Consider the following 11,124-nt stretch of genomic DNA (forward strand, 5'->3'; position numbering starts at 1 on the left):
CGGGAGAGGCGAGCGCCAGCGAACCGGTGGCCAGGGCCGCCGTGAGCAGGGCGATGGCCCGAAACTTCTTGAACATGGGGGAGACTTCCGTCCTGGTCGTCGGCACCCGCTCCGTGCGGACGCCGGAAGGACTCTGGCACGGGCCGCTTCGAACCGGCTTCGGTTTCGCTTCGGTCCGCCCCCGTGCGCCCTCCCCGTCCCGGCCGTGCCTAGAACGCGGCGCTGTCGAAGGACGCCTCGTCCTCGCCCCCGTCACCGGTGATCCACCAGCGCACGGGCGTGTCCCGGGTGCCTTCGAGGTCGTGGGCCAGGGCGAGTTCGTCGGCGCCGTCCGCGTCGTAGTCCGCGCAGGAGAAGAGACCGGCCACCCGCCCGGCCGCGTCCCCGGCGGCGAGGGGGCCGTCCTCGGGGCCCCGGCGGACCAGCGGCTCAGCGCCGTCCACCTCGATCCCGTCGCCGGTGTGGCGCAGCAGGTCGACGCCGTGGCCGTCGCGGCCGACCGCGAGGACGTCGGCGCCGTCGCCGTCCAGGTCGCACACGGCCATGGCGCGGCTGGTGGTGGAGGAGGCGGACCCGTCCCCGGCCAGGTCCACCGCGAGGGGAGCGGGGGCCTCCGCGTTGAGGGGACCGGGGTAGACGTGCACCCGTTGGTCGACCTCGGGCGGCTCCGTCCCGTACCCCGGTTCGTCGTTGCGGCTGCCGCTGTCCCCCAGAGCGAGGTCGTCCTCCCCGTCGCCGTCCAGGTCGCCGAAGGCGGCCAGCGAACCGGAGATCAGATCCACCGACTCCCACCGGCCGGGATCGCCGGGGCCGGTCAGCAGCAGTGTGTTCTCGGACTGCCCCCCGTCGTCGCCGTGCTGGAACAGCAGCCGCGACGCGCCGCCGTCGGGGGCGGGGGGTTCGGCGACGAGGCCGCCGACCTGTGCGTTCACCGTCCGCTGTGCGCTGCGCGCCGGAGCGCCGTCCCGGTCGAAGGGACCGTACATGACCATGAGGCGCGAGGCCTCACCGTTCGCCGACGCCTTGGCGACGGCCAGGTCGGGGACGCCGTCGCCGTCGAAGTCACCGCTCGCCAGGGCCGTGAAGGTGTCCTGCCACCCCTCCTCGGCGAGGAGCGGGATCGGGGTGGGAGTGGTGTCGGGGTCGGGGCCCGAGGGGCCGCCCCACACGATCGCCCTGGGTCCCAGCCCGCTGGCGGCCGTACCGAACCCCAGTTCTTCGTCGGCGTGGGCCAGGACCGGGATGTCGGCGAAGCCGTCGCCGTCCAGGTCGGCCGTGCCGGGCCGGGCGCCGGCTCCCCCGGTTCCGGCGGAGGTGACGGGGAGCACCGTGTACGGGCTCCAGACGGTGCGGGTGGCCGGATCCGGGCCCTCGGGCGAGCCGTGGACGATCATCAGGCGCTGGGAGGGGAGCCCCGCCTCGGAGTCCGGGTCGTGGCGGGTCGTGAAGAGGAGGTCGGGGAAGCCGTCGCCGTTGACGTCGTCGGGCACGGCGCTGCCCCCACCCTCGGGGACGGGCGCCGGCCCGTACTCCCGGACCTCCTCGGGGGCGGCCGTTTCCGGCTCCGCCCCCGTTCCCGGCTCCGGGACGCCTCCGCACGCGGACAGCAGGAGGACGCAGGGGAGCAGGACGAGACGGCGGGGGGCCATGGGGAGTTCCGATCGTGGGAGGTGGACCGGGCCGCGGCGTACTGCGGGGCGGGGCCGGCACCACCGGGGCGGTCGGCGGACGGAAGCAGCCTACCCGCGGCCCGCCTCGTAGACCCGCAGGTGCGTGTAGGCCAGGGAGAACAGCGGTGTGGGCACCCCCAGCGCGCGTCCGCGGTCGACCAGGTCACCGATGATGTGCTCGGCCTCCACCGGGTTTCCGTGGGTCAGGTCCCAGTACATGGAGGTCGTGGTCGTGGCCGTGGTGTTGGCGATGATCGCGTCCGCCCGCTCCCGGGCCTCCCGGCCCGGCGGGTACCCGGAGGCGGTGGCCACGGCGATGGCCTCCTCGAACATCGCCGAGGTGAACTCCTGGCCGCCGGGCGCGCTGTTGATCCGGCCGATGGGGCCGCGCATGAGGCAGGCGCACGCTCCCAGGGTGGCCAGGAACACCCACTTGTCCCACAGTTCCTGGCGGATGTCGGAGGCCGGGGTGGCCGTGTGGTCCCCGGTGTCCAGGGCCGCGTGCACGTCGTCCAGGGGGACGACGGGCCGTTCGCCCAGCGGCCCGTAGATCAGGCTGCCCAAGGTGCCGACCTGGACGATCTCGCCCCGCTCGCCCAGGCGGGTCATCACCATGGCGACCCCGCCGTGGACCCGGTCGGCGCCGAACCGCTCGACCAGGGTGTCGATGTGGCGCATCCCGTTGAGGAAGGGCAGCACCGCGGTCCGGGGGCCCACCGCGGGGGACAGGTCCTTGAGGGCGTCGTCGAACCCGTACGACTTCACGGTGACGATCACCAGGTCGTAGTCGGAGCCCAGCTGGTCTGCGGTGACGGCGGAGACCGGGACCGTCTCCACGTTCCCGTCCACGTCGCGCACGCTCAGGCCGTGCTCGCGCAGCAGCGCGGCGCGCGCGGGACGGACGAGGAAGTCGACGTCCCGGCCCGCCCGGACCAGGTGCGCACCGAAGTAGCCGCCGACGGCTCCGGCTCCCACGACAAGGATCTTCATGTCTCTCCCACCCGGTGGTTCGCGAACACCGGACAACGTAGGGCCATCGGTTCCGCGGTGGCAAGGTGCGGGTTCCGGCGCGCACCGTGTCCCGGGGAACCATTCCGTCACGCAACGTCACGCCCCCGCGCTGGAGCTGGTCCGGACCGGTCAAGGGGGTGACACATGAAGCGCGAACACGGCCCGTGGCTGAAACCGGGTGAGGTTCAGCGTCTGCGCCGGTTGGAGCGCAAGGCCGCCCGGCAGAGGCGTCACCGCACACCCGGACAACCGAGGAGACCTTCCGGGACGGCTGGTTCCACTCCGGTGACCTGGTGCGCGTCGACGCCGAGGGCTGCATCGAGGTGGTCGACCGGATCAGGGACGTCATCAACACCGGCGGCGTGATGGTGGCCTCCCGTGAGGTGGAGGACGCCCTGGACGCCCACCCGGGGGTGGCCGAGGCCGCGGTGGTCGGCGCGCCCGACGAGAAGTGGACCGAGGCGGTGACCGCCTTCGTCGTGCCCACGGAGGAGTCCGGCCCCGAGACCCTGCCGACGACCTGGTGAAGCACGTGCGCACCCGCCTGGCGGTGTTCAAGGCGCCCAAGGAGGTGCGTGTGGTGGCCGAGCCGCCGCGCAACGCCTCCGGCAAGATCCTCAAGCGGAGCTGCGCGACCACGTCGCCTGACGGAAGCAGGGGCGGGGCACCGGGAGTGGGGCGCCGGAGGTCCGGCCCGGACCGCACGACGGGCGCGGCCCGGCGGGTTCCGTGAACGGGGAGGTACGGGACGCCGCGCCATGGCAGGGGTCCGGCGCCGCGCCGGGGTCAGGGCCTGGCCTCGTGCCTGCGCCGGGCCGACTCCAGCAGACGCACCACCTCCCGGAGTTCGGCCGGGTCGAGTGCGGACAGCGGCGTCGCCTCACACGCCACCCGGACGGCCTCGGCGCGGACCCGCCGCCCCCGTTCGGTCAGGGCGACCACGCGTGAACGGCGGTCCGCGGGATCGACCCTGCGCTCGACCAGTCCCCGGGACGCCAGCTGGTCCACGACGAACGTCAGGTTGGGGGCGTTGCAGTACAGGCGCCGGGCCAGCGTCCTCATGGACGGCGGCTCGGCGTCGGGGTCGATCGCCCACAGTGCCGAGGCGGTCGCGTGCGTCAGGTCCAGGGCCGCCAGCGGGGCGCTGGTGCGGTCGCTGGTCGTCATGAACAGCTCGTGGTTGGCGCGTACGGCGCGTTCGAGGTCGGCTTCGTCCATGGTCCCGAGCCTAACGTTTCGTTCGAGTCTCGAACTTGCTAGTGTGCTCCCAGTTAGTTCGAGATTCGAAGTATTTGCCGTGCGGAGAAGGACCCAGACATGAAGATCACCTCCCGAACCACCGCCCTGGTCACGGGCGCCTCACGCGGCCTCGGCCGCGCCTACGCGACCGAGCTCGCCCGCAGGGGCGCCGACCTCGTGCTCGTGGCACGGTCCGAGACCGCCCTGACCGAGCTCGCCGACGAACTGGGCGGGCGCCACGGGATCCGCGCCGAGGTCATCGCGGCCGACCTGGCCGACCGGGACGCTCCCCGCGCCGTCGTCGGGGAGCTGGACGCACGCGGCGTCACCGTCGACCTGCTCGTCAACAACGCCGGTCTCGGCGCGGTCGGCCCCTTCCTCGAACGCCCCCTCGACCGGCAGCTGCTGTCCGTGGAGGTCAACGTCCTCGGCCTGACCGCCCTCAGCCACCTCCTCGGAGGGCGGATGCGCGAACGGGGCTCCGGAGTGATCGTCAACGTCGCCTCCACCGCCGCGTTCCAGCCCATGCCCTACCAGGCCAGTTACGCCGCGACCAAGGCCTTCGTGCTCTCCCTGAGCGAGGCCCTGGCCGTGGAACTGCGCGGCTCGGGGGTGCGGGTCGTCACCGCACATCCGGGAGCCATCGCGACCGGCTTCTTCGACGGCACGACCGCCACCATGGATCCCAGGGTCACGGACGCACCGGACTTCGTCGCCCGCCGGACCATCGACGACCTGGAGCGCGGACGCGTCAACTCCTATCCCGGCCGCGCGCTGATGCGGGTGATGACCTGGCTCCCGCGGCTGCTGCCCCGCGACGCCGTGGGACGCATCACGGGCCGCCTCAACCGCCATCTGGGCCTACACCTGGCGTCCTGACCCATGTGGACCGGACGCGCCGGGACGGGCTCAGGCACCGCGCGACCCCGCGCGGACCGTGGAGTTCGACCACCGCCACCAGGACTCCTCCGGGCCGGGAGCGGTGGCGCGAACGGCTTGCATGATGCTTGCAGGGCAGTTCTCGGAAGTCGCGGTCAAGTCCCACGGCCCGTCCCGTGCCGACCTTGACGTCCTCCTCGGGGTGAACCCCGAGGATTCCCACAACCTCGCAGTTGTGGGCGCGGTCCACCTCACGGCGTCCGCCGGTTCCTGTTTCGTCGGCCGGTGCCCCACCCCCAAGGGGGTGTGGTCTTACCCTGCCTCCGCAGGCGTTTCAACTCTCCGCTTCCCGCTCTCTGGCGGGTTTCCGTCCAGCGGCGAGCACCACCCGGGATGTGTTCACGTCCCGGTCGTGTTCGGTGTCGCACCCGGCACAGGTCCAAGTGCGTACGTTGAGGGGTTTGGGGCCGTCCACGACCCAGCACACCGAGCAGGTCTGCGATGACGGTAGGAACCGGTCGACCTTGAGGAAGGTGCGACCGTACCGTTGGGCCTCGTAGTCCAACATGTGCACGAACGCCGACCATCCGGCGTCGTGCACACTCCTGGCCAGCTTCGTGCGCCCGAGCCCCTTGACACACAGGTCCTCCACGTACACCGCTTGGTTGTCGCGGATGATCGTGGTGGAGAGCTGGTGGTGGAACTCACGGCGGCCGTCGGCCACCCTCGCATGGGCGCGGGCGACCTTGACCCGAGCTTTGGCCCAGTTGTTCGACCCCTCCTGTTTCCGGGACAGGGCTTTCTGGGTCTTCCTCAGCTTCTTCTCGGCGCGGCGCAGGGACTTCGGGTTGGTGACCTTGGTGCCGTCGGAGAGCACCGCGAAGTGGCCCAGGCCCAGGTCGATCCCCACGTCCGTCGTGGTCTCCGGCAGCGGCTCGTCATCGGTTTCGACGACGAACGAGGCGAAGTAGCGTCCGGCGGCGTCCTTGATGACGGTGACCGTGGACGGGGTCGAGGGCAACGAGCGTGACCACTTCACCTTCACCTCACCCACCTTGGGCAACCACAGCTTGCCCGCCTCGGTGATCTTTCAGCGGGCGTTGGCGGTGAAGCGGATCGACTGGCGGTGGTCCTTGCGGGACTTGAACCGGGGCCGACCCGCCTTGGGACCCTTGCGCTTGCCCTTGAGGGAGTCGAAGAAGTTGCGGTAGGCGGTATCCAGGTCACGCAACGACTGCTGGAGGATCACCGAGCAGACCTCGCCCAGCCAGGACCGTTCCTCGGTCCTCTTGGCCTGGGTGATCAACCGCGTGGACAACTCCCCCGTCTTGGGGAAGGCCTCACCCTCCGCCCGCGCGGTCTCCCGCGCCCGAAGGGCGTCGTTGTAGACCACACGGGAGCACCCGAACGCCCTGGCCAGCGCGGTGCGCTGGTCGGCGTTCGGGTACACGCGAAAGGCATACCGCAACTGCATGCCTTTGACAGCAGAGGAGGGGTACGACAGAACGTGACCGACCAAGAACGGACGGGAGGCTCAGAGCCGATTCACCTCCGACCTGAAGGCCGGACCACTCTCGGACAAAACCGGTAGCAGAACCGTTTCCAGAGAGGGCAGCCGTTTTCGCCCGGAACGGCTGCGCCGGGGCCCGGTCCAGCACTGATGGGTGAGAGTGCCACCAGCTTCAGCCGGTGGGTGAAGTGCTTGCTCGTTCGTAAGTGCTACATTCGGTGATGGCTCGATAGTCAAGGGTCACGGGGTCGGGCAGGCCCTGTCAGGGCGTGGAGACCTCGGCGTTGGCCGGTCTGTGAAGCGTCAACCACCAGCGACGGACACGTTCCGTTAGCTGGTTCTTCCCGCCTTCAGGCGGGAGAGGACGTCAACGTGGGGACAGCGGGCTGATGAGGAGCAGACCGGCTCCCGTGGCCGTACCCGCGCCGATACCGTTCAGGCACAGTTCCTGGAGCGCCTCGCTGTCTTGCACGACGGCCTTCCCGGTGAAGTGGTAACGGGCGGGCCTGCCGCCCAGGCGCTTCCACCTCACCGAGGTAACGCTCATCGCGCCCGCGAACTTGCCGTCCAACCAGTCCTCGAACTCCTCTTCCGGGAGAGGGACCCGCTTGCCGCGCGGGCGCGGCCTCTCCCCGGTGGGTGCCTTCCCGCGCTGCGCGGTGGGCGCCGTGATGAGCTCCCAACGGACGGTCTCACCCTCGGTGTACCGCGACATCGGGCGGATCGCGGCGGAGACCGCACCGGGCACCTTGCCCCAGGCGGGTGCGGTGTCGGAGCTGACCACCAGCGTGTTCGGTGAGGTGCGCGCCCACAGCGCGCGGGCGTTGGAGTCGGGGTCGGGGTCGACCGCTCTGCGTACGGCCTGCCCCATGGCCGCCCACTGTTCCATGCCGGTGCTGCGCTTGGGGTCGAGGTTGATGTGGGCCAGGTACAAGGAGTTCCCTTCCGGGGCGTTCTCGCGTGAGTGGAATCGGTGTGTGGTCGCGGGTCGTCGGGGATCCCCTCCGCCCGAGGCAGAGCCCTCACCATCGTTGGGTGGGGAGGCCCGGGGTGAACGCCCGGGAGGAAGCGCGTCCCCGCACACGTGGACCGGGAGGATCCTGGTGGAAACCCGCCGTTCGGCGCCACCAACAACCCCTGGTCTGTCAGCGTGTTCGATTGTATGAGGCGTGGACTCCCGGCCAGCCCGCCTCGGACCGGCGCCCACCCGCACCGCTGGTCGGCCACGGGTGCTCGCCGCGGGCCCGGTTTTCCGGCCGGAGCGGTCCGACATCTGAATTAAGGCCAGTGGTCAATAGGGGCCAGACACCTGCAAGAACCCCGGACGGGCCGCGGTGTCTGGTCCCTTCCGTCCTTCCAGTCACAGGCGTCCCAGTTGAAACGCGGACGAGTTTTCGTGCGGTTCCTCGGGGCAAGGACAGGCGGACAGGAGGTGTCCCCCATGGAGACCGGAACCATCATCGTCGTCCTGGTCGCCCTGGCGGTGGTCGCCCTCGCCGGAGGAATCACGATCGCCGCGCGTTCCCTTCTCCTTCCCATCCTGCGCACCAACCGACTCAGGAAACACTTCGGTACCGAGTACGACCACGCCGTCCAGGACCACGGCGACACCTCGGCCGCCGAGAGCGACCTGTCCGCACGACTCCGCCGCCGCCAGGACACCGCACTGCGCGAGCTCACCGCCCAGGAGCGAACGGGACACGCCGACGCCTGGGACGCGATCCAGCAGGTCTTCGTGGACGACCCCGGCCGCGCCGTGCGGGACGCACGCGCCCTGGTGGACACGATCATGGCGGACCTGGGCTATCCCGACCCCTCACCCGAGGAGGGTTTCGAACGGCGGCTCAGGGACCTGTCGGCCGACCATCCCGCCGCGGTCGCCGACGTGCGCCGCGCACGGGAGACCGGATCCCCGCCGGACCGGCCGCACACCGAGCACCTGCGCGAGGTGCTGGTGGCCCACCGCGGACTGGTGGAGGCCCTGCTGGGCGGGCCGGGACTCGCGGCGAGACGACAGGAGAAGGAACCGGAGGGAGGACGGTGAGCGACCCCGGTGGCACCCCCGGACCCGGTGGAGCGCGACCGCGCGGGGTCAGGTGGACCCTGCGCGCACACGACCGACGGGCCCCACGGGAAAGCGGTCCCGGGGCTCCGTCCCCACGGCAACCGTTCGGACACCACGAGCACGGGCGAGGAAACGAGGAGACGGAGATGACCGAACGCACGGCGGGGGCTGGCCGGAGAACGGCGCCGGAACGGTCCGGAACCGAGACCACCGAGGCGGCGGAGAGGGCCGGGGCGGCCGGGACCGGCACGGGCACCGACGCGGCCAGGGCCGGTGCGGGCGGGGCCCCGGCGAAGAAGGCCGCGCCCAGACGCGCGCCCAGGCAGCGAGCCACCGCGGACCGTTCGGGGCGGCCGTGGTCGCCCCGGCCGCACGGGATGGACCTGGACAGGGTGCGCCAGCAGTGGAGCAGGACCCAGGGCGCGTTCGTCGACGATCCCCAGGAGTCCGTACGCGAGGCGGACGCCCTGGCGGCGGAGGTCGCCGACGCCGTGCTCTCCGCGATCGAGGAACGCCGCTCCGCGCTCCGCGCCGCATGGAGCGACGGTGAGGGCACCGACACCGAATCGCTCCGGCTCGCCCTGCGTGACTACCGCTCCTTCGTCCGGGGCCTCATCGGCGACACCCCCTGAGCGACCTGACCGGAGAGACCCGGAAGGGGACGGGTCGAACGCGGCGAAGGGGCCCGACACCCCGCCCCTACCGGGTCTTCCCGAGGTGTTCGCCGAAGAAGGCGTCGATGCGCCGCCAGGCGTCGGCGGCGGCCTCGGGGACCGGTCCGGAACCCGTGGCGCGCAACAGGACCCGCAGGGGCCCGGGGGCCGTTGGGCGCCACGTTCATGGATGCCACTCCTGGACACTGTTCGGGAACGGTACTCCCGGACGTCGTTGACGACGCCCTCCTCGTCCAGTGCCGCCTTCAGCCGGGGGGCGGCACCGCGCAGCGACCGGTCCCGGTCGGTCGTGATCCGCCGACCCCGGTCATCCTTCCCCCTCCGCCGTTGTCCGGACACTCCCGATCACACACGCGTCCCACGGCACGCGACGTTGCGAAGGTGGTGACCGGCGCGGACGGCGCCGCAGGCGTACGGACTGGGGAGGGACCATGCCGAGAACGCGGACCACCGAGCCGCCGGGCGACGGGCACCGGCGAACCGGCGGAGCGAGTCGCCCCGCCGGCCGGGACCAGCGCGGAGGTGGCCGGTGAGTTCCCAGGAGAGCACGAAGGCCGTGGTCATGGCGTTGGCGGCCAACATCGGGATCGCCGTGACCAAGTTCGTGGCCTACCTTCTGACCGGATCCTCGGCCATGCTCGCCGAGTCGGTGCACTCGGTGGCCGACTCCGGCAACCAGCTCCTGCTGCTGATCGGTGGGAAACGGGCCCGGCGCACGGCCACGCCGGAACACCCCTTCGGCTTCGGCCACGAACGTTACGTCTACGCCTTCCTGGTGGCGATCGTGCTGTTCACCCTCGGCGGGCTGTTCGCCCTGTACGAGGCGTGGGAGAAGATCCGCGACCCACACCCGATCACCTCCTGGCAGTGGGTTCCCATCGCGGTGCTGCTGGTGGCCGCCGTGCTGGAGTCGACGGCGCTGCGCACCGCCATGCGCCAGTCCCGGAAGGCGCGCGCCCGGATGGGCTGGTTCGGGTTCATCCGCCGCTCCAAGGCACCGGAGCTGCCGGTGATCCTGTTGGAGGACAGCGGTGCCCTGATCGGTCTGGCGTTCGCGCTGGCCGGGGTCACCCTCACCCTGATCACCGGCAACGGAGTCTGGGACGGGATCGGCTCGGCGGCCATCGGGCTCCTGCTCGTGGTGTTCGCCGTGGTCCTGGCCGTGGAGATCAAGAGCCTGCTCATCGGCGAGTCGGCCAGCGAGGAGCACATCCGGCTGATCAGGCGGGCCATCCTGGACTGCGAGGACATCGACGCCGTCATCCACATGCGCACGCTGCACCTGGGACCCGAGGAACTGCTGGTCGCGGCCAAGGTGGCCGTCGACGCCGAGGACGACGCCCGCCGCGTCACCCGCGCCATCGACGAGGCCGAGAGGCGGATCCGCGAGGCCGTCCCCATCGCCCGGATCATCTACATCGAACCGGACCTGCCGAGGTCGCCGGCCTCGGCGTGAGGCGGCCCCGACGCCGCCGGACCGGGGCTGACCAGGCAGGGGATTGACCGGAGGCGACGCGCGGTATACCGCTGGTGCACGTTCGGAGACCGGAGGTGGGGATGGGCGACGTCCACGGGCCGCGCGCGGACCCGGACCGCGCGTCCTCGGGCCCGCCATCCGTGGCCGGAGACGGCGTGACCGTCCTCGGCCTGTCCTCGGGCACCTCCGCCGACGGGATCGACGTCGCCGCCGCGCGTCTCGACCTGGAGGGCGACCTCGTGCGCCTGGCACCGCTGGGACACCGCACCACGCCCTACTCGGCGGACCTCCAGCGGATGCTCCGCGACGCCCTTCCCCCGGCGCCGACGACGCTGGAGACCGTGTGCCGGCTCGACACCCGCATCGGCCGGGAGTTCGCCGACGCGGCCCGGCGGGGGATCGACGAGCTCGCCGGGGGCCGGGCCGACCTGGTCGCCTCGCACGGCCAGACCCTGTTCCACTGGGTCAGCGGCACCACGGTGAACGGCACCCTGCAACTGGGCCAGCCCGCGTGGATCGCCGAGGCCACCGGCCTTCCCGTGGTGTCGGACCTACGGGTGGCCGACGTGGCCGCGGGCGGCCAGGGCGCGCCCCTGGCC

The 11,124-nt window shown here is 71.7% G+C and carries 11 protein-coding genes and 1 pseudogene; 6 read left to right on the forward strand and 6 right to left on the reverse strand.

What is annotated here, in order from left to right; genetic code table 11:
- Positions 1 to 209: 209 nt before the first annotated feature.
- Together D455_RS0127805 and D455_RS0127810 are read right to left on the reverse strand one after the other, a co-directional pair.
- On the reverse strand, positions 210 to 1,649 hold the full coding sequence (locus D455_RS0127805; protein ID WP_017573927.1) for an FG-GAP repeat domain-containing protein: 1,440 nt from the start codon (positions 1,647 to 1,649) through the stop codon (positions 210 to 212).
- 90 nt (positions 1,650 to 1,739) lie between these two features.
- The gene (locus tag D455_RS0127810; RefSeq protein WP_017573928.1) at positions 1,740 to 2,660 is read right to left on the reverse strand and encodes a ketopantoate reductase family protein; all 921 of its coding nucleotides are present in this window, start codon (positions 2,658 to 2,660) and stop codon (positions 1,740 to 1,742) included.
- 269 nt (positions 2,661 to 2,929) lie between these two features.
- On the opposite strand from D455_RS0127810, the pseudogene D455_RS33350 reads away from it, so the two are divergent.
- Positions 2,930 to 3,306: pseudogene (locus D455_RS33350) on the forward strand (AMP-binding enzyme); the annotation flags it as partial.
- A 161-nt stretch (positions 3,307 to 3,467) separates the two neighbouring features.
- On the opposite strand, the gene D455_RS0127825 reads toward D455_RS33350, so the two are convergent.
- Positions 3,468 to 3,899, reverse strand: coding sequence for a MarR family winged helix-turn-helix transcriptional regulator (locus D455_RS0127825; RefSeq protein WP_017573931.1), 432 nt, complete (start codon positions 3,897 to 3,899; stop codon positions 3,468 to 3,470).
- A gap of 99 nt (positions 3,900 to 3,998) precedes the next feature.
- Here D455_RS0127825 and D455_RS0127830 point away from each other — a divergent pair, with 99 nt between their 5' ends.
- Positions 3,999 to 4,799, forward strand: coding sequence for an SDR family NAD(P)-dependent oxidoreductase (locus tag D455_RS0127830; RefSeq protein ID WP_017573932.1), 801 nt, complete (start codon positions 3,999 to 4,001; stop codon positions 4,797 to 4,799).
- A 334-nt stretch (positions 4,800 to 5,133) separates the two neighbouring features.
- Here the strand turns inward: D455_RS0127830 and D455_RS31925 are convergent, their stop codons facing one another.
- From D455_RS31925 to D455_RS0127840, 3 genes are all read right to left on the reverse strand, one after another.
- On the reverse strand, positions 5,134 to 5,886 hold the full coding sequence (locus D455_RS31925) for an RNA-guided endonuclease InsQ/TnpB family protein (RefSeq protein ID WP_394296663.1): 753 nt from the start codon (positions 5,884 to 5,886) through the stop codon (positions 5,134 to 5,136).
- Between the two features lie 3 nt (positions 5,887 to 5,889).
- Positions 5,890 to 6,273 (reverse strand): helix-turn-helix domain-containing protein, encoded by a 384-nt coding sequence (locus tag D455_RS36235; RefSeq protein ID WP_394296661.1) that lies wholly within the window; start codon positions 6,271 to 6,273, stop codon positions 5,890 to 5,892.
- 403 nt (positions 6,274 to 6,676) lie between these two features.
- Positions 6,677 to 7,243: a type I-E CRISPR-associated protein Cas6/Cse3/CasE gene (locus D455_RS0127840; protein WP_017573933.1), complete on the reverse strand. Its 567-nt coding sequence runs from the start codon at positions 7,241 to 7,243 to the stop codon at positions 6,677 to 6,679.
- 507 nt (positions 7,244 to 7,750) lie between these two features.
- Between D455_RS0127840 and D455_RS0127845 the strand changes: the two genes are divergently transcribed.
- From D455_RS0127845 to D455_RS0127865, 4 genes are all read left to right on the forward strand, one after another.
- Positions 7,751 to 8,353 (forward strand): hypothetical protein, encoded by a 603-nt coding sequence (locus D455_RS0127845; RefSeq protein ID WP_017573934.1) that lies wholly within the window; start codon positions 7,751 to 7,753, stop codon positions 8,351 to 8,353.
- Positions 8,354 to 8,520: 167 nt separating this feature from the next.
- A complete protein-coding gene (locus D455_RS31930) occupies positions 8,521 to 9,006 on the forward strand; it encodes a hypothetical protein (RefSeq protein ID WP_017573935.1) in 486 nt (161 codons plus the stop codon).
- A 571-nt stretch (positions 9,007 to 9,577) separates the two neighbouring features.
- On the forward strand, positions 9,578 to 10,504 hold the full coding sequence (locus D455_RS0127860) for a cation diffusion facilitator family transporter (RefSeq protein WP_017573937.1): 927 nt from the start codon (positions 9,578 to 9,580) through the stop codon (positions 10,502 to 10,504).
- A gap of 176 nt (positions 10,505 to 10,680) precedes the next feature.
- A partial coding sequence (locus D455_RS0127865) for an anhydro-N-acetylmuramic acid kinase (protein ID WP_040685181.1) occupies positions 10,681 to 11,124 on the forward strand: 444 nt, incomplete at its 3' end.

It is taken from the genome of Nocardiopsis halotolerans DSM 44410, assembly GCF_000341065.1.
In the GTDB taxonomy this organism is placed as follows: Bacteria; Actinomycetota; Actinomycetes; order Streptosporangiales; family Streptosporangiaceae; genus Nocardiopsis; species Nocardiopsis halotolerans.

Bases quoted from the DNA above. Each gene is read 5' to 3' on its own strand.
- D455_RS0127805 (WP_017573927.1), bottom strand. From the start codon at position 1,649: ATGGCCCCCCGCCGTCTCGTCCTGCTCCCCTGCGTCCTCCTGCTGTCC.
- D455_RS0127830 (WP_017573932.1), top strand. From the start codon at position 3,999: ATGAAGATCACCTCCCGAACCACCGCCCTGGTCACGGGCGCCTCACGC.
- D455_RS31930 (WP_017573935.1), top strand. From the start codon at position 8,521: ATGACCGAACGCACGGCGGGGGCTGGCCGGAGAACGGCGCCGGAACGG.
- D455_RS0127845 (WP_017573934.1), top strand. From the start codon at position 7,751: ATGGAGACCGGAACCATCATCGTCGTCCTGGTCGCCCTGGCGGTGGTC.
- D455_RS0127810 (WP_017573928.1), bottom strand. From the start codon at position 2,660: ATGAAGATCCTTGTCGTGGGAGCCGGAGCCGTCGGCGGCTACTTCGGT.
- D455_RS36235 (WP_394296661.1), bottom strand. From the start codon at position 6,273: ATGCAGTTGCGGTATGCCTTTCGCGTGTACCCGAACGCCGACCAGCGC.
- D455_RS0127825 (WP_017573931.1), bottom strand. From the start codon at position 3,899: ATGGACGAAGCCGACCTCGAACGCGCCGTACGCGCCAACCACGAGCTG.